This is a genomic window from Kitasatospora sp. NPDC059646 (genome assembly GCF_042734615.1).
GTDB lineage: Bacteria > Actinomycetota > Actinomycetes > Streptomycetales > Streptomycetaceae > Kitasatospora.
On sequence record NZ_JBHWDS010000065.1, the window covers coordinates 1 to 22973 of the forward strand.

The window sequence follows — 22973 nt, forward strand, 5'->3', positions numbered from 1 at the left end:
CCCCCCCCCCCCCCCCCCGCGGGGGCCCCCCCCCCGCCCCCCCGCCACCGGCGCGTTCCGCCTCAGTCCGGCAGGCCCCGCAGGAACTCGGCCACCAGCCGGTGCAGTTCCGCCGGGCGCTCCAGGTGGACGTCATGGCCGGCACCGGGCAGGCTCGCCGCGTGCGCGTCCGGACGCAGCGTCAGCATCCGGTCCACGTCGGCCCCCGGGACGACGCCGTGCTGGCCGAGCAGCAGCAGTGCCGGGCAGTGCGCCGCGCCCGCCCAGTCCTCCCAGCGGTCCCGCACCGCGTTCTCGGCCAGCGCCGCCACCATCACCTCCGCGTCGAACCGCGGCCACCAGCCGTCGGCGCGCCGCTCCAGGCCGTCCGCCCACGCCTCGCCGAGCGGGCCGCCGCCGAAGAACCGCACCGCCGAGGACCGCTCCGGGAACGGCAGCGGCCAGGCCGCCAGCATCGACCCGACCTCCTCCGGCGCGCCCGGCGACACCCCGGCCGCCGCCTCCACCAGCACCACCCCGGCGAACCGCCCCGGATGCGCGGCCGCGGCCAGCAGCGCGGTGTGCCCGCCCAGCGACTGCCCCACCAGCAGGGGGCGCTCCAGACCGAGGCCGTCCGCGACCGCCAGCACGTCCGCCACGAACGCCGCCCGCCCGAGGTCCGCCGGGCGGCGGGTGGAACGGCCGTGGCCGCGCTGGTCCACGGCGACCACCCGGTGCGCCGGGGCGAGCGCCGACGCCAGCGCGTCCCACTCGCCCGCGTGCCCGGCCAACCCGTGCAGCAGCAGCACCGGCCGCGCGGAGTCCGCGCCGGCCCAGTCCCGGCAGTGCAGTTCGACGCCGGCACCGCCCACCGTGCGGGCCGTCCACGGACTCTGCGTGCTCATGCGATCGTCTCCCAACGCGCTGCGGGGCCGGCCGGCCACGGATGTGAGAGGCGACAATGCCACGCGGCGCGATGTCGATCAATGCCGCTCGCCCCCCGCCCCCGACAATCCGCGCGGTCAGGACTTGGGGTGACGGACCATCAGGAACGCCTCCACGTCCGCCCCCACCGCCTCGTACGAGTGCGGGACGTCCGCCGCCCAGGTGTGGTGCCCGCCCGGGCCGACCGTCACGCCGCCCGCCCGGGCCGTGCCGGACAGCACCACCAGGTGCTCGACGGTACCCGGAGGGTGCGCCGCCGAACGCTGCACCGCGCCCGGCCGGATCCGGATCCGGTACGTCTCGGACACCGCCGCCGCGTCCTCGAACCGCTCCAGCAGCACGGCGTCCAGCACCCGCCCCGAGACGGCCGCCGCGGCCGCCCGGCCCAACTCCGCGTCCCGGGCCGCCGCCTCCGGCTCGTGCAGCGCCGCACTGAGCGGCAGCCCCAAGGCGGTGGTCAGCGCGTACAGCGTCTCCAGCGTCGGATTGCGCAGACCCGACTCCAACCCCGACAGGGTGGCCTTGCCGACGCCCGAACGGCGCGCCAGCTCCGAGAGGGAGAGGCCGCGGGCCGTGCGCAGCTCGCGCAGGCGCAGGCCGATGCGCGCCGAGAGATCCGGGGCGGCGCGGTGGACGGCCCGGGCGGGTTGATCAGGTGCTTGCACGAGGGCTATCGTTCCACATACGGAACGTTCCGTAAATGGAACGGCCGACCGACTGCCCTGCGCCGCGCCCCAGGAGAGTTCATGGAACCGACCGCACTGCCGACCCGCAGCACCCTCGTCGCCGACGCGCTCGCCGCCGCCGGCCTCCCCGGCGCCGTCCGGGTCCTCGACGACTCGGCCCGCACCGCGGCCGAGGCCGCCGCCGCACTCGGCTGCGAGGTCGGAGCGATCGCCAACAGCCTGGTGTTCCACTCCGACGGCGAAGCGGTCCTCGTCCTCACCAGCGGACGGCACCGGGTCGACACCGCCGCACTCGCCGCCCGCTGGGGCCGCGGACCGCTGCGGCGGGCCACGCCCGAGCAGGTCCGCGAGGCCACCGGCCAGGCGATCGGCGGCGTCGCCCCCACCGGCCACCCCCGCCCGCTCCCCACCGTCGTCGACCAGGCCCTCACCGAATACCCCCAGGTCTGGGCCGCCGCCGGCACCCCGCACACCGTCTTCCCCACCACCGCCGCCGAACTCCTCCACCTCACCGGAGGCGTGCTCCTGCCGGTGGGCCCCTGACAGGCGGGGGTGCGCTGCGCGGCTCGGAGCGGGCTACAGCGAGGGGGTGGGTGCTTCTGCCGGTCGGGGTGTGACGGGTGGGGGTGCGCTGCGCGCGGCTGGGGGCAGGTTTCGGGGAGGGTGGCGTGCTCCTGCCGGTGGGCCCCTGACAGGCGGGGGTGCGCTGCGCGCGGCTGGGGGGGCGGGTTTTGGGGAGGTGGAGTGCTCCTGCCGGTCGGCCGCTGACGGACGGATGTGCTGCGCGGCTCGGAGCGGGCTATGAAAGGGGGGCGTGCTCCTGCCGGACGGGCTTTGACAGGTGGGGGTGCGCTGCGCGCGGCTGGGGAGCGGGTGTTGGGAGGGGGCGTGCTGCTGCCGGTCGGGGTTTGGCGGGTGGGGGTGGCGGGGCTACTCGTGGCTGAGGTAGCTGAGGACGGCGAGGACTCGGCGGTGGCCGCTGTCGGTGGGGGAGAGGCCGAGCTTGGTGAAGATGTTGCCGATGTGCTTGTGGACCGCGTTGTCGGTGATCACCAGGCGGGTGCCGATGGTGGTGTTGTCGTGTCCCTCTGCCATCAGGGCGAGGACTTCCCGTTCGCGGGGCGTCAGCGCGGCGATCGGGTCGTGGGCGGGCCGGGTCAGGAGTTGGCCGATGACCTCCGGGTCCATCACGGTGCCGCCCGCCGCGACCCGTCGCAGCGCGTCCACGAATTCGCTGACCCGGCCGACCCGGTCCTTGAGGAGGTAGCCCACGCCGCCGCGCCCGTCGGAGACCAACTCGCCCGCGTACTGCCGCTCCACGTACTGCGACAGGACCAGCACCGGCAGGCCCGGGCTGCGCCGGCGGGCCCGGATGGCCGCGCGGATGCCCTCGTCGCGGAAGGACGGCGGCAGGCGCACGTCGACGATGGTGACGTCCGGCCGGTGTTCGGCGACGGCCGCGAGGAAGCCCGGTGCGTCCCCGGCGACCGCCGCCACCTCGAACCCCTTTGCGGCCAGCAGGAGTTCGAGCCCGCTGGAGAGCAGCACGTTGTCCTCGGCGATCACGACCCGCACGGCAGCCCCACCTCGATCCGGGTCGGTCCGCCCACCGGGCTGTGCACCTCGACGGTGCCGTCCAGCGCCCGCACCCGGTGCCGGATCCCGGCCAGCCCGGTGCCGCGCGTCGCGTCCGCGCCGCCCACCCCGTCGTCCGCGACCGTGACCGTCAACCAGTCGCCGTCCCGGGCCAGTCGCACGCCGGCCCGGGACGCCCCGCTGTGCTTGGCCGCGTTGGTGAGCGCCTCGGCGACGGCGAAGTACGCCACCGCCTCCACCGCCGCCGGGACCGGCCCGAGCGGGCCGACCTCCAGGTCCGCGTCGATCGCCGCCCCGGCCGTCAACGCGGCCAGCGCCCCGGCGAGTCCGCGGTCGGCGAGGATCGGCGGGTAGATCGTCCGGATCACCGCCCGCAGTTCCGCCATCGCGTCCTCGGTGCCCTGCTGCGCCTCCGCCAGCAGCTTCGCCACCAGGTGCGGCTCCTCGTCGAGCAGTTCGCGCGCCACGCCCAGCCGCATCGCGATCGCCACCAGGCGGGCCTGCGCGCCGTCGTGCAGGTCCCGTTCGATCCGGCGCAGTTCGGCGCCGTGCGCGTTCATCGCGTCGGCCCGGGTCTCGGTCAGCGCCGCCACCTGCCGGGCCAGCCGCTCGGCCGCCGACGGCGACAGCAACGCCGTGCACATCCGGGCGTGCTGACGCGCCAGCGGCGGCACCAGCCAGTACGTCGCCGCGGCGAACGCCGCCAACTGGGCCGTCCCCGCCGTCAGCGCGTCGCCCCATCCCGACAGCGGCGCGCCCCAGCCGAACCCGCCCGCCCGGGTGCCCGCCGGGAGGGCCCGCCACAGCGGAATCGTCACGGCCGTGGTCACCGTGTTGCCCGCGCACAGCACCGCGAACGCGCCTCCCGCCAGGCCGCCGGCGGTGCCCGCGACCAGCCAGGCCGCCACCCGCCACCCGCCGACCCGCACCGGGCCGGCCGGCCCGGCGCCCAACAGCCGTTCCGCGCGCGCCCGTTGCAGATCCGCCCAGCCGCGCGCTGCCCGCGGGACGAGCAGCACCGGCAGCGCGACCACGGTGGCCACGGCCGTCCCGAGCGCGCCCAGCAGGTACCCGAGGCCGCGCCACGGGGCCGACCGGCGGTGGTGTCCGAGGAGTTCCATTCGGCACAGTCTGAGCCATCGTCATCGGGGCCCGCACTACAGCCTGCTGCACCCTTTTCCCACCAGTTCGGGGTACCGACCGGGTGCCGCCGCCGCCCCTAGCGTCAACGGCATGACGAGTTCACCGACCGACACTCCCCGACGCACCGGCCGCTCCCGCCGGCGCACCCTGCTGCTCGCCGTCCTCGCGGCCGGTGCGCTGACCGCCGGCCTGCTGGGCGCGACCGCCGCCCAGCGGCACGGAAGCGGGCCGAACGGAGGCCGGCCGCCCGGGGACCGCCGGCAGGCCGCGCTCCAGCGGAACGCCGACGCGCTCCTCGCCCTCGGCGTGACCGGAGTGCAGGCCCGCCTCAGCACCGCCGACGGCCCGGACCTGACCGCCGTCAGCGGCGTCGCCGACCTGGCGGGCCGTCAACCCGTGCCGGCGGACGGTCACTTCCGGATCGCCAGTGTCACCAAGGCCTTCGTCGCCACCGTCGTCCTGCAACTCGTCGCCGAGGGCAGGCTGGCGCTGGACGACTCGGTGGAGAGCCGGCTGCCCGGCGTGGTCGCCGGCAACGGCAACGACGGCCGGGCGATCACCGTCCGCGACCTGCTCCAGCACCGCAGCGGCCTGCACGACGACTACCCCGACCCCGCTTCCGCCGAGGACTTCCAGCAGCACCGCAACGACAGCACCACCGCCGCGCAGACCGTCGCCCGTGCCACGGCCCACCGGCCGGACTTCGCGCCCGGCACGGACTGGGGCTACAACAACACCGGCTACGTCCTGCTCGGCATGATCGTCGAACGGGTCACCGGACACCCCTGGCACCAGGAGGTGCAGGACCGGATCGCCCGTCCGCTCGGCCTGACCCACACCTCCTGGCCGGGCGCCACGCCCACGCTGCCGCAGCCGCACGCCGCGACGTACCAGCGGTTCGGGGACGGGCCGCTGGTGGACGTCACCGAACAGGTCGGCGCGGGCACCAACGGCGAGGCCGGGTTGATCTCCACCACCGCCGACCTCGACCGGTTCTTCCGGGCCCTGCTCGGCGGCCGGCTGCTGCCGCCCGACCAACTCGCCCGGATGCAGCAGACCGTGCCCGTCGGCAAGGACTTCGAGGCGCTGATGCCGGGCGCCCGCGACGGCCTCGGCCTGTTCGCCCGCCCGCTGTCCTGCGGCGGCACGTACTGGGGCCACGAGGGCGGCGACTCCGGCTGGATCACCGCCACCGGCGTCACCGCCGACGGCCGACGCGCCGTCACCGTCTCGCTGTCCGGCGTGCAGATCGCCTCCCCGGACGACGTGCCGAAGATCGCCCAGGCCGAGAACACGCTGGTCGACGACGCGCTGTGCAACGCCGGCCGATGAGCCGTCAGGCAGGCCGCGCGGATCGTCCTTCGCGCCGATGACCCGCCGTCGGGTCGGCGGGCCGGCGCGGGGGACGGTCCGGGGGAGGACCGCGAAGGTGCGGAGCAAGTCGACGGCGCGGGGCGGGTCCCCGGCGATCGGGGCGGGGTTCATCGGCGCCGCGTCCTCCGGCACGGCGGACGGCGGACCCCGAGCCAGGACCGGCCGGTGCACGCCGTGCTGCACTGAAGCCCGGTCAGGTCGCCCTCCTGCTCGCCCGCCGCGCCGGTCGCGCCCACGAGCGCACCCGCCTCCGCTGCGGAGGTGCCGGTGTCCGAGCAGAGCGCGGCGGTCTCCTTCGAGCCGGCCGGCGACACCGCGTGATCAGCTGCGTCGGCCCGGACGAGGTGCACCGGAAGCCGACACCCAGGGGCCACCTCCCTGGTCACCCGCCGTCGTTCACGCCGCCGTTCACGTCGCCCTCCTGAGACCGCCGTCCTGACGGCCCGTCGGCGGGGCCGGGCCGTCCGCGGCATAGCATCGGGTGCGTTCCGACCCGCACTGCCCGCAGGAGCGTCCGTCCATGCGCATCGATCTCGCCGCGCCGCCGTTGCCCGCCACCGCACCCGACCTGGCGCGGGCCGCCGAGGAGCGCGGGGCCGACCGGTTCGTGCTGTCGGAGACCTCGCACAACCCGTTCCTGCAACTGGCCCGCGCCGCCGACCGGACCGGGCGGATCGGCCTCGCCACCGGCGTGGCGATCGCCTTCGCCCGCACCCCGATGACGCTCGCGTACGAGGCGTGGGGACTGCACGAGAGCTCCGGCGGCCGGGCCGCGATCGGACTCGGCACGCAGATCAAGCCGCACGTCGTCCGCCGCTTCGGCATGCCGTGGGACCGCCCGGCGGCCCGCATGCAGGAGTACCTGGCCGCCGTCCGGGCGATCTGGCACACCTGGCAGACCGGCGAACGCCTCGCGTTCCGGGGCGAGTTCTACCGGCACACCCTGATGACGCCGGTCTTCGCGCCCGAGCCGCTCCCGTACGAGCCGCCGCCGCTGCTGCTGGCCGGCGTCGGCCCGTTGATGACCGCCACCGCCGGGGCCGCCGCCGACGGCTTCCTCGCCCACCCGTTCGGCTCGCCGCAGCACCTCGCCACCGCGGTCCTGCCGGCCGTCCGCGCCGCCCGCGCCAAGTCCGAGGCGGACCGGGCCCCGTGGACCGCCCGCCCGTTCGAGGTGGTCGCCAACGTGCTGGTCGCCACCGGCCGCGACGAGGACGAGTACCGGACCAACCTGCGCCTGGTCCGCGAACGCCTCGCCTTCTACGCCTCCACGCCCGCCTACCGCCCCGTCCTGGAGACCCACGGCTGGGGCGCCCTGCAGGACGAGTTGCATCCGCTCTCGGTCCGCGGCCGCTGGGAGGAGATGGGCCGGCTGATCGACGACACCGTCCTCAACACCCTCGCCGTCACCGGCGAGCCCGCCGCCGTCGCCCGCGAACTCCACCGCCGCTACGGCGGATCGGCCGACCGCCTGTGCCTGAGCGGACCGGACGGCTCGGACGCCGCACCCCTGCTCGACGTCCTGTCGGCGGCCGCCGACCGCTTCCGGCAGGAGCCAGGGACGGTGCGCTGACACGACAGCCGGAGCGGGGGCGCGTTCCTGGGCCGAGGACGTCCCCGCGCCGGGCAGAGCCGACCTGCTCACCGCCCGCCCGCCCGGTCCGCGACCGGCGCGGCTGACCGGCCGCGAGCCGGACCCGGCGGCGTCAGCCGGACCCGCGGTGGAGCCGGTCGGCGATCGCCAGGGCCCTGGCGAGGACGGGGCCGAGGACGGCGGGGTCCTGCCGAGCGAGGCCGTCGACGACCGCGACGACCTGGTCGAAGCCGGCCAGCGCCTCGGCCCGGCGGCCGAGGTGGACGAGCCGGTCGGCGCGGTTGGACGCGACGGTGACGAGGTCCGGCAGGTGGGCGGCGGGAGCGAGGTCCGCGACGGCGCGGTAGTGCCCCACGGCCTCCTCGATCGCCGCCAACGCCTCGGTGTGGCGGTCGAGCCGGGCCAGCCGGAGCGAGAGGCTGTTCAACGACGCGGCGAGATGGGGCAGATCGGTGTCGGGACTGCCGGCGGCCAGGGCGCGGCGCAGGGCGACGGCCTCCTGCACGGTGGCGAGCGCTTCGTCCGGGCGCCCGGAGGCGGCCAGGCAGATCGAGTGGAGGTTCAACGAGGACGCCAGCGTGGACAGATAGGTGTCGGGGTCGCGCTCCGCGCGGAGCCGGTAGTGGGCCACCGCCTCCGCGCTCCGGGCGAGCGCCTCGTCGTGCCGGCCGTGGTGGCCGAGCAGCGTCGCGAAGATGGTCAGGGACGCCGCGAGGTCGGTTTCGTGGGCGGCCCGGTCGGCCCGGGCGAGGGCACGGCGGAGCGCGACGGCCCGCTCGGCGCTGGCCAACGCCTCGTCGTCGCGCCCGAGTTCGTTGAGATGGACGGCGATGTTGCTGTGCGCGAGGGCGAGTTCGGCGCGGTGGGCGTCGGGGTCGGTGTCCGCGAGGGCACGGTAGTGGGTGGCGGCCTCTTCGGCCGCGGCCAGCGCGTCGGCGGGCCGGCCCTGCCAGGACAGCCGGTTGGCGAGGTTGTTCAACGTATCCGCCAGGGCGGGGAGATGGGTGTCCGGGTCGGCCTGCGCAAGCTCCCGGAGCAGGTCCACCGCGCGCTCGATCGCGGCCAGCGCCTCGGTGTGCCGGCCGAGTTCGCCGAGCCGGATGGACCATTGGTTCAACGCCCAGGCGAGATCGGGTCGGTAGGTCTCCGGGTCGTCGGCCGCCAGCTCGTCGAACAGCTCGACGAGCCGCCGCGCCACGACCGAGGAGACGGGGCTCAGCCGCCGGCTGAAGTAGGGCAGCACCCGGTACAGCGACGTCAGGTCGTCGAGCGCGGCCGCCGGATCCTCGGCGAGGACGCGCAGCGCGGCGACGAACGGGGCGCCGTGCGCGGCACTGGTCGCCGAAGCCACCAACTCCTCGGCGAGGCGGCCGTGGTGGCGGACGCACAGGGCGGTCAGCTCCGCGTCCAGGCGTTCGCCGAACGCGGGGTGCGCGGCGGCCCGGCCGTAGACGGTGAGCAGGTGCGCGGCCCAGCCCGGGCCGGGGTCGGCGAGCAGCCGGTCGGCGAGCGCCGGATCGGCCATCAGCTCGCGCCCGGCGTGCCGTTCGGCCAGCCGGTCGGGCTGGAGGGACCCCCACGGCCGGCCGGCGGCCGGCCCCGGCGGGTAGAGCGCGGCCAGCCAGGCGGTGACGCGGTCGCGCTGGTCGCGCGGCTGATCGGCCAGCGCGGGCAGCAGTCGCCACAGCCGGTCGGCGTCCTCGCGGTCCGTGACGGTCGTCAAGTGTGCTGCGGCGAGCGCGGTTTCCAGCGTCGCACGACTCAGCGCGGGCACCCGGAACGCCGCGCTGCGGTGCCAGTGCCGGCGCTCGTGGTTCAGCAGGCGGTCCTCGACCTCCTCCGGCTGCCGCCCGTCCGCGCCGGCGGCGTCGAGCAGGTCGGCGAGCGCCGTCATGTGCAGGGTCAGCGCGTTGCCGTACGCGTCGTCCGTCAGCTCGCGCTCCGCGGAACGCCCCAGCGGGGGAGTGCGGTCGGCCCCGGGGAGGGCTGCCGCCAGGGCCCGCAGCGCCGCCCGGTAGTGGGCGGACCGCCGGGCCGGATCGTCCTCCAGCGGGGCCAGCAGGCGGGTGCGGGCGGCGGCCAAGTAGTCCTCGGCGAGCCGGGATTCGGTGCGGGCCTGCCGCCACCAGTCGCCGTCCGTCCGGGCCAGCAGCAGGAGCTTCAGCGGGCTGCCGCCCGGATGGTCGGCCGCCGCCCGCAGCAGCGCGGCGAGCTGACCGGACCGGGCCTCCGCGTAGTCCAGCACCACCAGCAACGGCCGCTCCGCGTACCGCAGTTCGGTCAGCTGCTCGGCCGTGGCGTCGGCGTGCGGCCACAGCACCGTCCAGCCGTCGGCGGTCAGCAGCCGGCCCAGCTCGTGGGCGAGCCGGGTCTTCCCCTGGCCGCCGGGCCCGTGCAGCAGCCAGGCGCCGAACCCGTCCGGCCCGCACCAGGCGCGCAGCTCGGCCAGCAGGCCGTCCCGCCCGTAGAACGGCACCGTCTGCCGCCCGGCCTCCAGCAGCGCCGCCGGCGTGACCGGCGCCGGACGGCCCGCGAACTCCTGGGCGCGGTCCCCGAGTTCCTGGAACTCCACGGCCGTCGGACCCACCCCCGGCCCGGCCCCGTGCGCCTCCAGCACGGCCCGGAACGACGCGTCGTGCAGCAGCACGTACCCGGGCACCACCCCCAGCGCCGCGTGCCCGGAGTACGCCAGGTCGGCGGCCACCACCCCCACCAGCACCCGCCCGCAGTGCACCGCGGCCCCGGACAGCCCCGCCCACGGCGAACCCGCCTCCCGGACCGGCGGGCGGGCGTCCAGGTCGACGACGTACCGGTTGCCGACGAAACCCGTCCCCGGATTGATCCGGCCCGCCAACTGCACCGCCTCGACCGCCCGTTGCGGACGCTGCGCCACCTCCGGAACACCCCACGTCTCGCACCCCGCCCCGGGCCGCCGGGTCACCAGCCGGCCCCAGCGCACCGGCCCGACCGGCGCACCCCACGCAGCCCCGTCCTCGACCAGCACCAGCGCCGCGTCGTCCCGCCCGCCCGGCGTCCCGGCCCACACCACCCGGCCGCCCGCCGTCCCCGCCCGCCCCGGACGGAACACCTCCACCCGGGCGCCCACCGTCCCCGCCACGTGCGCCGAGGTCAGCACCAGCCGCCCGCCCACCGCATACCCCGACCCCGGCCCGCCGGCCCCGTTCACGGCGGCCAGCCGCTCGGTCTCCACCCGCCCCGCCCCCTGACGCCCCGTCGTGCCCGCCGTCCCAACTGTAGGCGGCCGCCCGCGTCCTTACCGGCCCCCGGAGCCAGGGCTGGCTAGCCTGGCGGGATGAGCGAGCAGCACAGCGGGCGGCGCCGGCGGCCGCACTACCGGGCGTTGTCGCCGTTGCGGGAACACCTGCGCGAGTCGTTCTGGTTCGCGCCGCTGGTGGCCTGCGTCGGGGCGGTGCTGCTGGCCGGCCTGACCGACCTGATCGACCAGGAGATCTTCGCCGAGGCGACCGCCGAACAGACCGCCGACACCCTGCTGTCGTTCGCCTCCGCCGCCAAGAGCGTGGTGTCGACGGTCAGCTCCGCGATGCTCACCTTCATCGGCGTGGTGTTCTCGATCTCCCTGGTGTCGCTCCAGATGGCGGCCGGCCAGATGAGCCCCCGGGTGCTGCGCCTGTACGTGCGCAGCCGCCTCACCAAGGCGACCTTCTCCACCTGCCTGGCCACCTTCGTCTTCGCGCTGCTGGTCCAGCTCGGCTACGACGAGACCACCGACCCGAACCGCGCCGTCTCCGTGCCGATCGTCTCGACGGTGGTCGCGCTCGTCCTGGTGCTGCTCAGCCTGGCCCTGTTCGTGCTCTACGTGCAGGCGACGCTGCGGCTGCTGCGGGTACCGCACGTGATCGACCGGGTCACCCGCGAGTCGATGCAGGTGCTGACGGCCTACCGGTGGCTCGCCCCGCAGTCCGGCCCGGCCGCCGCCGGGAGCCCCGGCGGCCCCGGCCGGGACCCGGCTCCGCAGGGCCCGGTGCTGCTGCACGAGGGCCGGGCGGGCGTGCTGCGGGACGTCAACATCCGCCGCCTGGTGCGGGTGGCCCGGCGGCACGGCACGGTGCTGCACCTGATCCCGCGGATCGGCGACTTCATCGCGCCCGGCACCCCGACCGTGCTGGCCGCCGGCGGCACCGCGCCCAGGCCGCGCCGAATCGCCTTCGCGCTGAACGTCGGGGTGGACCGCACCATGCACCAGGACCTCAGCTTCGGCTTCCGGCAACTCGTCGACATCGCCATCCGGGCCCTGTCCCCGGCCGTCAACGACCCGACCACCGCCGTGCAGGCCGTCGACCGGATCCACCAACTGCTCGCCGTCCTCGCCCCGCTGCCCGTCGGCGAGCTGCGCCACCGGGACCGGGACGGCGCGGTGCGGCTGGTGCAGTCGGTGCCCGGGTGGGAGGCGACGGTGGACCTGGCGTTCACCGAGATCCGGATCTGCGGCGCCGGCCAGCCCCAGGTCACCCGCCGCCTCGCCGCCGCCCTCGACGACCTGCTGCGGATCACCCCGGAGCCGCGCCACCCCCCGCTGCTGACCCAGCGCCGGCTGCTGGAGCGCGCGGTCGGCGCGGCCGTCCCGGACGAGCACAACCGGGCGTTCGCCCTCGCCCCCGACCGGCAGGGCATCGGCTGAGCCGCCACGCTGGCCACGGCCGACGCCCCCGGAAACGACGGATCCGCCCGGGCACGGGCCCGGGCGGATCGACACGAGGGGAAAGCGGCGGCGGAAAGCGCTTACCCGGCGGTGCCCCGGTTCAGCGACGCCAGGTACTTGTTGTACGCCGCCAGCTCGGCGTCGCCGTCGCGGTCGGCGGCCCGGTCGCGGCGGCGCGCCTGGCGCTCCTCGGACTTGGCCCACTGGAGGGTGAGCGCGATCAGCACGATCGCGGTCGGGATCTCGCCGAACGCCCAGGTGATGCCGCCGGCCAGCTGCTGGTCGGCGTGCAGGTCGGTGCCGAGCGGGGCCATCTCCTTGGAGAAGGTGGTGACCAGCTGGCCGGAGGCCATCATCACGGCCACGCCGAAGAACGCGTGGAACGGCATGCCCATGAACAGCTCGATGATCCGCATCACGAAGCCGGGACGGTGCGGGCCCGGGTCGACGCCCATGATCGGCCAGAAGAACAGCATGCCGACCGCCAGGAAGTGCAGCATCATCCCCAGGTGCCCGATCCGGTACTGCATCAGGAAGTCGAACAGCGGGGTGAAGTACAGCACGTACAGGCTGGCGATGAACGCCGGGATGGTGAACGCCGGGTGCGAGATGATCCGCACGTAGGTGCTGTGCAGCAGGGCGACCAGCAGTTCGCGCGGGCCCTTGCCGCTGCCCTTGCGGGCCGGGCGCAGCGCGCGCAGCGCGAGGGTGATGGGGCCGCCGAGCAGCAGCAGGATCGGCGACAGCATGGACAGCACCATGTGCTGCATCATGTGCGCGCTGAACAGCACCATGCCGTAGTCGTTCAGCTTGGTGTTGGTGACCAGGAAGACGGTGCCGACGCCGGCCGTCCAGGCCACCGTCCGGCCGACCGGCCACTTGTCGCCGCGCCGCCACAGCCGGACCGCGCCGGTCAGGTACAGCCCGAGGAGCAGGCCGCAGAACACCAGGTACGGCCAGTCCGGCGACCACTCCATCGCCCGGGAGAAGCTGAACGGCGGCAGGGGGCCCCCGCCGTGGTGATGCATCCCGGTCATGCCGTCGCCCATCGGGCGGCCCCGCTTTCGTCCATGCCGTCCGGCGCCGCGCTGCCGCGGCGCCCGTGGTCCGGTCCGGTGCGCCCGCGGGCCCGGCGCGGCCGGGTCCGGTTTGCTCCGGTTTCGTTTTGTTCGGACCCAGCCTAGGCGGCGCTTACGGAGGGCCGGTCAGCGCCCCCGGAGGTCGCGCACCGGCGGCCGTGGGATGTGCGGCAGCCGTCCGAGCTACTTGTCGGATTGTCGTTCAGAGGCGGGTTGCCGGTGGCTGCTGGGATGCGGGACATGAAGATAAGACCACCGTCCCCCGCACCCGACGGGCGGACGTCACGCGGACGGGGCTCCCGTCTCGCCACCGCCGCACTGTCCTTCGCCGTCGCCGCCGCACTGCCCCTGTCACTGAGCGGCGCCGACGCCGGGGCGCACGCCCGGGCCGCCACCGCCCCGGCCGCGCAGGCGCAGGTACAGGCCCGGGCGCAGCTGCGGGCGCTGGGCACCCCGCTGCTCACCGAGACGTTCAAGCAGGCCACCGCCCCGGAGTTCTCGGCCGTCGGCCCGGCCTGCCTGACCGGCGCGGCGCCCGTGGGCTCGCCGCCCGGCAGCGGGAACCACCCGCTGCTCGGCTGCCCGCCGGCCGTCGGGCCGGTGCCCCCGAACAACGCGGCGCCGGACGGCTTCCTGCGGCTGACCGACGCCGGCTACTTCCAGAGCGCCGCCGTGATGTACGACCACGCCCTCCCGGCGGGCCAGGGCCTCGACGTCACCTTCGACCAGTACCAGTACGGGAGCACCACCCCGGCAAGCCCCGCGGACGGGATCTCGTTCTTCCTGGTGGACGGCGCCGCCGCGCTCACCCACCCCGGCGCGTACGGCGGCAGCCTCGGGTACGCCCAGATCCGCCAGGCCGACATCCCGGAGAACCCGCTGCTGCCCGGCGTCGACCACGGCTACCTCGGCGTCGGCCTGGACGTGTACGGCAACTTCTTCGGGGACGGGGAGGAGCGCGGCAACGGCTGTGCCCAGCGGGCGCCGGCCAGGACGCCGTGGCCGCCGCCCGGGCCGAACATGGTCACCCTGCGCGGGCCGGGGAACGACGTGGTCGGCTACTGCTTCCTGACGGCCACCACCAGCAACTTCACCACCACCGGGCCGTGGCCCTCGACCCTGCCGGGCAAGCTCCACGGCCCGTCGACCGTGATGCCCCCGGGCGTCACCCCGGTGGAGGCCGAGGAGATCCTCGAACCGTCCCGCCGCCAGGTGAACGTGCACATCACCGCCGGGGCCAGCCCGGTGGTCACCGTGACGATCGACTTCAACGACGGCACCGGCCCGCACCAGGTGCTGTCCGCCCCCGCGCCGCAGCCGATCCCGGCCACCTACAAGTTCGGCTTCGCCTCGTCGACCGGCTCGTCCACCGACGTCCACCTGATCCGCAACGTGGTCGTCACCAGTGACGTGCCGCTTCCGCAGCTGAACCTGGTGAAGCAGGTCAGGCTGCCGCTGCCCGGCGACCTGGCCCCCGGGTCGCAGGTGCCGTACGACTTCGTGGTGACCAACGCGGGCAACACCGAGATCACCGGCCTGGTCGTCAACGACCCGAAGGTCGGCCCGGTGTCGTGCCCGGTGACCACCCTGGCACCCGGCCAGACGGTCACCTGCACCGCCACGTACACCGTCACCGCGGCCGACGCGGCGAACGGGTCGATCGACAACACCGCCGTCGCGACGGGCATCTCGGGCGGCGAGACGGTCACCTCGCCGCCGTCCTCGCAGAGCGTGCCGCTGGAGAAGCCGCCCGCCCTGGAGATCGAGAAGAACGTGGTGACGCCCGGCCCGTACTCGGTCGGGCAGACGGTCACCTACGCGTACACCGTCCGCAACACCGGCGGGGTGCAGCTGAGCGGCATCCAGGTGCACGACGACCACGTCACCGGCATCACCTGCCAGTCCACCACGCTGGCGCCGGCGGGCAGCCCCGGCGACAGCACCACCTGCACCGGCAGCTACACCATCACCGCGGCCGACGGGGCGACCGGCTCGGTCACCAACACCGCCACCGCGACGGGCACCACCGACGGGACGACGGTCACCTCCCCGGAGACCGACCTGACCGTTCCGGTCGGTACGCCCCACCTCACCCTGACGAAGCAGGTGGTCTCCAGCGGCCCGTACCACGTCGGGTCGACGGCCGAATACTCCTACACCGTCACCAACACCGGCACCACCGACCTGCACAGCCTGACGGTCACGGACACCCGGGTCTCCCCCGTCACCTGCGACGCCACGGCGCTCGCCCCGGGCGCCGGCACCACCTGCCACGGGACGTACACCGTCACCCAGGCCGACATCGACGACTGTCTGGACGCCGACAGCAGCGCCACCCAGTGCGTCATCCCCAACACGGCCCGGGCCGGGGCGGTCGACCCGCAGAACAACGGGATCGCCAGCGACCCCGCCGACGCGAGCATCACCGTCCAGGTCCCGGCGCCGCAGCTGGCGCTGGTGAAGCAGGTGGACTCGACCGGCCCGTTCGAGGTCGGGTCGACGGTCGCCTACTCCTACCGCGTCTCCAACACCGGCAACACCGCCCTGCACAGCCTGACCGTCACCGACGACCACGTCACCGGCATCACCTGCGACGCCACCACGCTCGCCGCCGGCGCGACCACCACCTGCCACGGGACGTACACCGTCGCCCAGCAGGACCTGGTCTGCGACCAGCCCGACCCGAACAGCTGCCGGGTCGTCAACATCGCGGTGGCGTACGCGGCGGACCCGGCCGGGAACCAGGTGGCCAGCGAGGAGACCACGGCCACCATCACGGTGACCCGGAGCGCGCCGGCGCTCGCCCTGACCAAGCGGGCGGACCTGCCCGGCCCGTTCTTCACCGGCGACACCGTCACCTACTCGTACACCGTCCACAACTCCGGCAACACCGCCCTGACCGGCCTGACCGTCACCGACAACCGGGTCACCGGCATCACCTGCGACGCCACCGCGCTGGCCCCCGGCGCGAGCACCACCTGCCACGGGTCGTACGTGGTCACCCAGGCCGACGTCGACGCCTGCGGCCGGACCACCCCGTGCCTCGTCGTCAACACCGCGACGGCGCACGCCACCGATCCGACGGGCGGTCAGGTCGCCAGCGACGAGGCCCGGGCCTCCGTCGAGGTGCGCGCGCACGCGCCCGGTCTCACCGTCACCAAGCGCGCCGACGAGCCCGGCCCGTTCCGGATCGGCGACACCGTCCACTACACCTACACCGTCACCAACACCGGCGACACCGCGCTGCACGGCCTGTCGATCACCGACAACCTCGTCACCGGCATCACCTGTGACGCCACCGACCTCGCCCCCGGCGCGAGCACCACCTGCCACGGCACCTACACGGTCGCCGAGCAGGACCTGCAGTGCGGCGAGCACCGCGGCGGCGGCGGTGGCGGCGCCACCAAGGCCTGCCACATCACCAACGTGGCGGTGGCCGTCGCCCGCGACCCGTCCGGGCGGCAGGTCAGCAGCGGCTCGGCCTGCGCCACCATCACCGTCTGCGTCTGCGTGAAGGGCGAGCACGGCTGGGAGGAGGAGCCGGGCGCGGACCGCCTCGGCAGCTGAACCCCAAGGGCCCGTCCGGCAGTTCACCTCTCGTGCCCCCCTCCGGTCCGCCGGAGGGGGGCACGAGGCCGTGCGGGGCGCGGGTCAGCCGCGCGGCACCAGGGTGTTCTCGTTGCGGCGGCCGGCCGCGAAGTCGTCGATGTTGCGGACGGTGGCGTCGATGATCTGGCCGACGGCGGTGCGGGTGAAGTAGGCCTGGTGGCTGGTGACCAGGACCTGGGGGAAGGTGATCAGGCGGGCCAGGGTGTCGTCGGTGATGCCCTGGATGGACTGGTCGGTGAAGAAGACGCCGGTCTCCTCCTCGTACACGTCCAGTCCGACGCCGGACAGCCGGCCGGCGCGCAGCGTCTCGACCAGGGCGAGACTGTCGACGAGACCGCCGCGGCTGGAGTTGATCAGGATCGCGTCGTCCTTCATGCGGGCCAGCGCGGCCGCGTCGATCAGGTGGCGGGTGGCCGGCAGCAGGGGGACGTGGAGGGTGATCAGGTCGGCGCGGCCGAGGAGTTCGGGCAGTTCCGTGTAGTGCATGCCGAGGTCGAGGCAGGCGGGGTTGGGGGCGATGTCCCAACCGAGGAGGTGGGTGCCGAAGCCGGCCGCGATCCGGGCGAAGCACTCGCCGATCTTGCCGGTGCCGATGACGCCGACCGTCATGCCGTGGATGTCGCGGCCCAGCAGGCCGTCGAGCCGGAAGTCGAACTCGCGGGAGCGGTTGGCCGCGCGGGTGAGCCGGCGGTTGACGGCGAGGGCGAGTGCCCAGGCGTGCTCGGCGACCGCGTAGGGGCTGTAGTGGGAGACCCGGGCGACGGTCAGGCCGAGTTCGGCGGCGGCGTCCAGGTCGATGTTGTTGAAGCCGGTGGAGCGCTGGGCGACCACCTCGGTGCCGCCCGCGGCGAGCACGGCGAGCGTCGCGGCGTCCAGGACGTCGTTGACGCTGCTGCTGACGGCCGGGTAGCCGGCCGCCAGCGGAGCGGTGTCGCGGTTGAGGAACACGGCCAGCGTCCGCAGGGCGTGCCGGTCTGCGAAGGCCTGTTCCAGGAGCGGCTGTTCGTCTGCTTGGACGCCGTACGCGAGGATCTCCATGCCGCGAAGGCTAGCGCCGGGGGCGCGGGCGGCGGACCGCGACGCGCCCCGGAGGGCACCGGTGCACCCGTTGGTCCGAGGGCCGGGACGGCCGACGGACCAACGGGTGCACCGGGCGAGCGGACGGACCGTCAGATGACGGTCTCCGCCTCCAGGTAGCGGTCGGCCGGGACGGTCTTCAGCTCGGCGACGGCCTCGCCCAGCGGGACCAGGCGGATGTCGGTGCCCTGGAGGGCGGTGATGTGGCCGAACGCGCCCTTGTGGGCGGCCTCGACGGCGTGCCACCCGAAGCGGGTGGCGAGGACCCGGTCGTAGGCGGTCGGGGTGCCGCCGCGCTGGGTGTGGCCGAGGATCACCGGGCGGGCCTCCTTGCCGAGGCGGTGCTCCAGTTCGCGGGAGAGCTGGGTGGCGATGCCGGTGAACCGCTCGTGGCCGTACATGTCCTTGCTGCCCTCCTCCCACGGCATGGTGCCGGGCTCGGGCTTGGCGCCCTCGGCGCACACCACGATGGCGAACTTCTTCTGCCGGTCGAAGCGTTCGCGCACCACCTCGGTCAGCTTGTCGATGTGGAACGGGCGCTCCGGGACGACGATGGCGTGCGCACCGGCCGCCATGCCGGCGTTCAGCGCGATCCAGCCGGTGTGACGGCCCATCACCTCGACCACCATGACCCGCTGGTGCGACTCGGCGGTGGTCTTCAGCCGGTCCAGCGCGTCGGTGGCCACCGACACGGCGGTGTCGAAGCCGAAGGTGACGTCGGTGCAGGCGATGTCGTTGTCGATGGTCTTCGGCACGCCGACCACGGGCAGGCCCGCGTCGCTCATCAGCTTCGCGGCCTTCAGGGTGCCCTCGCCGCCGATCGGGATCACCGCGTCGATGCCCAGGTCCGCGCAGTACCGCTTGGCGCGCTCGACGCCGTCCCGCAGGTGGCTCGGCTGGACCCGGGAGGAGCCCAGGATCGTGCCGCCCTGGGCGAGGATGCCGCTCACCGATTCCAGCGTCAGCGGACGGTGCACGCCCTCCAGAAGACCGCGCCAGCCGTCCTCGAACCCGATGATCTCGTCGCCGTGGTCGACCACCCCCCGGTGGACCACGGAACGGATGACGGCGTTCAGGCCGGGGCAGTCACCGCCACTGGTCAGGACACCAATACGCATTGCTTTGCCAACTCCCGAGCAGGATTCGGACGGCCGGACTGGTGGGTGAGAAACGGACATCACGCCCGAATCGGACCTGCTGCACAGCATACGGTTCCTGCGTCCGGCCGGGCCGAAACCGACGCGGGGGCGGCTTCCTCGACGCACCACACGTAACTGCGACCCGACCGCCGAGGAGGGTGTTGCGCCCGGGCTCTCCTTATTCTCCTATGAAGTTGTCCCGCGGCGGACGGCTGACCACATGGCGGTCAGCCGTCCACCGGGCGAAGGGCACGCGTCGCACGGTGAACACCGCGCCCGGCGCGCCGCCCGCGTCACGCCGGGCGGGCCGCCGCGGCGATCCGCTCGGTGCGCAGCGCGTCGTACCACGTGGTGTCGGCCGGCGGCAGCGCGTTGACGTCCAGCGCCAGCTTGATCAGCATGTCGGCGACGGCGGGGTTGCGGGCCATCACCGGGCCGTGCAGGTAGGTGCCGAACACGGTGTCCCGCCAGGCGCCCTCGGTGCCGTCGCCGGTGCCGTTGCCCCGGCCGACCTGCACGGTGGCGAGCGGCTTGACGCCCTCGCCGAGGTGGGTGACGCCCTGGTGGTTCTCGAAGCCGGTCAGCTGGGGAAGGTTCAGCTGCGGATCGACCTCCGCCAGCACGTCGCCGACGCAGCGCGCGCCCTCGCCGCGGGCGGTCCACACGTCCAGCAGGCCGAGGCCCGCCTCGCGCTCGCCGAGGTCGTTGATGAACTCGTGGCCGAGGATCTGGAAGCCCGCGCACACCGAGAAGATGATCGCGCCGTTCTCGGCGGCCCGGACCAGCCCGCCGTCGTTGCGCAGCCGCTCCGCCGCCAGCCGCTGCGGACGGTCCTCACCGCCGCCGATCAGGTAGATGTCGCCACTGGTCGGCACCGACTGGTCGGAGCGCACGTCGATCCGCTGCACCCCGAGGCCGCGCTGCCGCGCCCGGCGCTCCACCACCAGCGCGTTGCCGCGGTCGCCGTACGTGGACAGCAGGTCCGGGTACACCCAGACCACCCGCAGGCTGCTCTCGCTCATCCTCGAAGACCTCCCGTACCGCCCGGCGGGCTGCTGCCCGTCGTACTGCTGGCCGTCGTACTGCTGCTGCTGGTCGTACTGCGGGTCGCCGTACTGCGCCTGCCCGTACTGCTGCTGCGGGGCCTGCTGCTCGCCGTACGACTGCCCGTACTGCTGCTGCTCGCCGAACTGCTGCCCGCCGTAGTGCTGTTCGCCGTACGGCTGGTAGGACTGGTCGCTCATCAGGCCACCACGGCCTTGCGCAACTGCTGGAAGGCCGTGTAGTTGGCGATCGCCTCGATGCGGCCCTCGGGGGCGGCGTCGACGGCCTGCGCCAGCGAGTCGACGACCTGGAACTGCAGGCCGGCGACCTCCAGACGGACCGCCAGGTCCAGCTTGCGCTGGCCCATCACGAAGATCGGGTGACCGGCCAGGCGCTCGTAGTCGACGTCCCACAGCCAGGAGGTGTCGGTGCCGTCGGCGTCCAGCGCGTTCACCGACAGGACCACCGGCGCCGGCGGGCCGTCGATCAGCGAGAAGGTCTCCAGCCAGCCGGCCGGGTTCTTCGCCAGCAGCAGCCGGATGTCACGGCCGCGGAACTGCACCACGTCGTAGCGGCCCGCCACCGCGGCCACCGACTGCATCCGCTGCAGCGCGACCTGCGGGGCCACGCCGAACACCGCGGCGACCGCCGCCGAGCTGGTGGCGTTGGCCAGGTTGGCGCGGCCCGGCAGCTGGAGCTGGATCGGCCAGGCGCCCCGGTGCGGGTCGATCACGTGGGTGCCCTGGAGCGCCCAGTGCGGGTTCGGGCGGCGGAAGCCGCACTCGCCGCAGAACCAGTCGTCGCCCGGACGCTGCATCACGCCGCCGCACGACGGGCACGACCAGGCGTCCTCCTTCCACGCCTGCCCGGCGGCCACCCAGACCACCTTCTTGCAGGACGAGGCGGCCCAGGTCACCAGCGGGTCGTCCGCGTTGGCGATGATCACGGCCTCGGTGTCCTTCAGGCCCTCGCGCCACTTCTCGGCCATCATGCGGGTCTCGGCGGCCCGGTCCAGCTGGTCGCGGGAGAGGTTCAGCAGCGCTATGGCCTTCGGCCGGGTGTCCCGGGCGACCATCGGCAGGTACTTCTCGTCCACCTCGATGACGCCGAACCGGGCGTCCGTGCCGCCCGCCAGCGCCGCCGTGATGCCGGCCGGCATGTTGGCGCCCAGCGCGTTGGAGACCACCGGGCCGGCCGCCCGCAGCGCCTCGGCGATCAGCCGGGTCGTCGTGGTCTTGCCGTTGGTGGCGCTGACCAGGACCACGTCCAGGTGCTCGGCGAGGGTCTTCAGCAGATCGGGGTCGAGCTTGAGCGCGACCTTGCCGCCGATCACCGACCCGCTGCCGCGACCGGCCTTCTGGGACAGCGCGGCCGCCATCTTGCCCGCCGTCACGGCGATCTTTGCGCGAGCGGGCAGCGAGGCGTCGCGCGCGGCTTCCGAATCGGTGCCTGGCATGCTCAGGGGTTCCTCCTTGCTGCGGCACCGCCCGGGCCGTTCGACGACCCACGGGCGGCAGGGACGGACTCAGCCTACCGACTCCCGCCCGCACACTTGAGCAGGGGCGACATACCGGCCCGCGCCGCACCCGGCCGGGCCCCGCGACGACCGGCCCGGCCGGCCGCCGCGGGGACCCGACGGACCGTCAGTGCGCCGCCCACGGCGCGGGCAGCTTCTCCGCCGCCTCCGCCAGGTGCGCGGTGATCACCAGCGTGCCGTCCTCCACCTGGTAGTCCAGCGGCGCGGACAGCCGGCGCATGGTGGAGATCAGCCCGGTGTTCGCCGCCGTGGTCACCGCGTACACGGTGCCCACGCCCGCCTCCAGCGCCAGCGCCGCCATCCGCCGCACCAGGTCCACGCCCAGGCCGCGGCGCTGCCAGGCGTCCTCGACCAGCAGCGCGATCTCCGCGCCCTCGTCGTCCCACATCAGGTGCGACAGGGCCACCAGCCGGCCCTGCGCGGTCTCCACCGCGAGGGTCTGCCCGTGCCGCGGGTCCAGCAGGTGGTCCAGGTAGCGGTCCGCGTCCTTCACCGGCCCGTGGTAGCGGCGGCGCAGCGACTCCGGCGAGCACCGGGCGTGCATCGCCACCGCCGCCGCCTTGTCCGCGGGGGTGGCCCGGCGCACCGTCAGGTCGTCGCCGGCCGGCCGGCTGATCCGGGCCTCGACCTGCGGCACCCGCGGGCCCAGCACGGTGTCCAGCTCCACCAGCGCCCGGGCCCGGGCGAACTCGGTCGGCGTGAACGGCAGGTTCGGCCGGGACAGCTCCAGCAGGTCGCCGTTGGGCAGCGGCAGCCGCATCAGGTGCCCGTCCACGCCCGGCTGCGCCGCCGAGCCCCGACCCGGGTACTGGCGGATCGCCGCCCGCCCGAACAACTGCCGCAGCGCGACCGGCAGTTCGGCCGCGTCGAGGGCGGTGCGGGTGGCCAGCGCGAGCACCTGCCGGGGGACGTCCACCAGCTCGTGGGCGTCGGCCCGGTCGGTCCAGATGTCCCGGCCGCCGCCCGCCGCGACCGCCGCCGTCAGGCCCGCGCGGGGCAGCGCGGCCGGCGCCCGGACGATGAACTCGTCCACCGTGCAGTCGGGCAGCGGGTGCGCCTGCATCGAGACGATGTTCACCTGCCGCTCGGCGAGTGCCGCGCACACCCGGGCCAGGCTGCCCGGGGTGTCCGCGACGGTGGTGCGCAGCCGCCAGAGCACGGACGGCTCGGACTGTCCGGGAGAGCTCACCGCGGACCCGCCCGGTGGTGCGAGGGCGTCCTGGCCGGGCGGGTGCCGGTGCACCAGCCAGCCTCGGAACAGGGCGGTGCCGAGCATCGCCGCGGCCGAGGCGAGCAGCAGCACCGGGCCGTCGTGCCCGTGCACCACCACGTTGGCGACCAGGTCGGCGGCCGCGACGGCGGCGAACACCGCCGCGAGTTCGACCGCCTCCCGGTGCCAGCGGTGCTGTTGCTTCGAAGCGCTTCTGTGGGTGTACGCCGTGTCATCCATGCCTGAATGGTGGCGCTCCGCTGTTTCACGATCACGAACC

16 protein-coding genes are annotated in these 22973 nt (G+C 74.7%); 5 read left to right on the forward strand and 11 right to left on the reverse strand.

The window, feature by feature from the left end; translation table 11 throughout:
- Positions 1-62: 62 nt before the first annotated feature.
- Both ACFV1L_RS31980 and ACFV1L_RS31985 read right to left on the reverse strand, forming a co-directional pair.
- Positions 63-884, reverse strand: a complete 822-nt coding sequence (locus tag ACFV1L_RS31980) for an alpha/beta fold hydrolase (protein WP_380372640.1) — start codon at positions 882-884, stop codon at positions 63-65.
- 117 nt (positions 885-1001) lie between these two features.
- Positions 1002-1589, reverse strand: a complete 588-nt coding sequence (locus tag ACFV1L_RS31985) for a helix-turn-helix domain-containing protein (RefSeq protein ID WP_380372642.1) — start codon at positions 1587-1589, stop codon at positions 1002-1004.
- A gap of 81 nt (positions 1590-1670) precedes the next feature.
- On the opposite strand from ACFV1L_RS31985, the gene ACFV1L_RS31990 reads away from it, so the two are divergent.
- Positions 1671-2153, forward strand: coding sequence for a YbaK/EbsC family protein (locus ACFV1L_RS31990; protein ID WP_380372644.1), 483 nt, complete (start codon positions 1671-1673; stop codon positions 2151-2153).
- A 387-nt stretch (positions 2154-2540) separates the two neighbouring features.
- Here the strand turns inward: ACFV1L_RS31990 and ACFV1L_RS31995 are convergent, their stop codons facing one another.
- The gene (locus ACFV1L_RS31995) at positions 2541-3185 is read right to left on the reverse strand and encodes a response regulator transcription factor (protein ID WP_380372647.1); all 645 of its coding nucleotides are present in this window, start codon (positions 3183-3185) and stop codon (positions 2541-2543) included.
- The gene (locus ACFV1L_RS32000) at positions 3173-4327 is read right to left on the reverse strand and encodes a sensor histidine kinase (RefSeq protein ID WP_380372648.1); all 1155 of its coding nucleotides are present in this window, start codon (positions 4325-4327) and stop codon (positions 3173-3175) included. Before ACFV1L_RS32000 ends, ACFV1L_RS31995 begins: the two co-directional genes overlap by 13 nt.
- Positions 4328-4439: 112 nt before the next feature.
- Between ACFV1L_RS32000 and ACFV1L_RS32005 the strand changes: the two genes are divergently transcribed.
- Together ACFV1L_RS32005 and ACFV1L_RS32010 are read left to right on the forward strand one after the other, a co-directional pair.
- The gene (locus ACFV1L_RS32005) at positions 4440-5681 is read left to right on the forward strand and encodes a serine hydrolase domain-containing protein (RefSeq protein ID WP_380372651.1); all 1242 of its coding nucleotides are present in this window, start codon (positions 4440-4442) and stop codon (positions 5679-5681) included.
- Positions 5682-6243: 562 nt separating this feature from the next.
- Positions 6244-7296: a TIGR03617 family F420-dependent LLM class oxidoreductase gene (locus tag ACFV1L_RS32010; RefSeq protein ID WP_380372654.1), complete on the forward strand. Its 1053-nt coding sequence runs from the start codon at positions 6244-6246 to the stop codon at positions 7294-7296.
- A gap of 133 nt (positions 7297-7429) precedes the next feature.
- Here ACFV1L_RS32010 and ACFV1L_RS32015 read toward each other — a convergent pair whose 3' ends face one another.
- Positions 7430-10528, reverse strand: coding sequence for a tetratricopeptide repeat protein (locus ACFV1L_RS32015; RefSeq protein ID WP_380372656.1), 3099 nt, complete (start codon positions 10526-10528; stop codon positions 7430-7432).
- A gap of 102 nt (positions 10529-10630) precedes the next feature.
- Between ACFV1L_RS32015 and ACFV1L_RS32020 the strand changes: the two genes are divergently transcribed.
- Positions 10631-11977, forward strand: coding sequence for a DUF2254 domain-containing protein (locus ACFV1L_RS32020; protein WP_380372659.1), 1347 nt, complete (start codon positions 10631-10633; stop codon positions 11975-11977).
- A gap of 101 nt (positions 11978-12078) precedes the next feature.
- On the opposite strand, the gene ACFV1L_RS32025 is transcribed toward ACFV1L_RS32020, so the two are convergent.
- On the reverse strand, positions 12079-13026 hold the full coding sequence (locus ACFV1L_RS32025) for a cytochrome c oxidase assembly protein (protein ID WP_380372717.1): 948 nt from the start codon (positions 13024-13026) through the stop codon (positions 12079-12081).
- A gap of 291 nt (positions 13027-13317) precedes the next feature.
- On the opposite strand from ACFV1L_RS32025, the gene ACFV1L_RS32030 reads away from it, so the two are divergent.
- Positions 13318-16644 (forward strand): hypothetical protein, encoded by a 3327-nt coding sequence (locus ACFV1L_RS32030; RefSeq protein WP_380372661.1) that lies wholly within the window; start codon positions 13318-13320, stop codon positions 16642-16644.
- An 84-nt stretch (positions 16645-16728) separates the two neighbouring features.
- On the opposite strand, the gene ACFV1L_RS32035 is transcribed toward ACFV1L_RS32030, so the two are convergent.
- From ACFV1L_RS32035 to ACFV1L_RS32055, 5 genes are all read right to left on the reverse strand, one after another.
- Positions 16729-17724: a 2-hydroxyacid dehydrogenase gene (locus ACFV1L_RS32035; protein WP_380372663.1), complete on the reverse strand. Its 996-nt coding sequence runs from the start codon at positions 17722-17724 to the stop codon at positions 16729-16731.
- Between the two features lie 131 nt (positions 17725-17855).
- The gene (locus ACFV1L_RS32040; RefSeq protein WP_380372665.1) at positions 17856-18881 is read right to left on the reverse strand and encodes a 6-phosphofructokinase; all 1026 of its coding nucleotides are present in this window, start codon (positions 18879-18881) and stop codon (positions 17856-17858) included.
- Positions 18882-19195: 314 nt separating this feature from the next.
- Entirely contained in the window at positions 19196-19924 is a 729-nt protein-coding gene (locus ACFV1L_RS32045) for a type 1 glutamine amidotransferase (RefSeq protein ID WP_380372720.1), read from the reverse strand.
- 221 nt (positions 19925-20145) lie between these two features.
- Positions 20146-21402, reverse strand: a complete 1257-nt coding sequence (locus ACFV1L_RS32050) for a MurT ligase domain-containing protein (RefSeq protein WP_380372667.1) — start codon at positions 21400-21402, stop codon at positions 20146-20148.
- Between the two features lie 187 nt (positions 21403-21589).
- Complete coding sequence (locus ACFV1L_RS32055) at positions 21590-22933, reverse strand: GNAT family N-acetyltransferase (protein WP_380372669.1); 1344 nt, start codon at positions 22931-22933, stop codon at positions 21590-21592.
- Positions 22934-22973 lie beyond the last annotated feature (40 nt).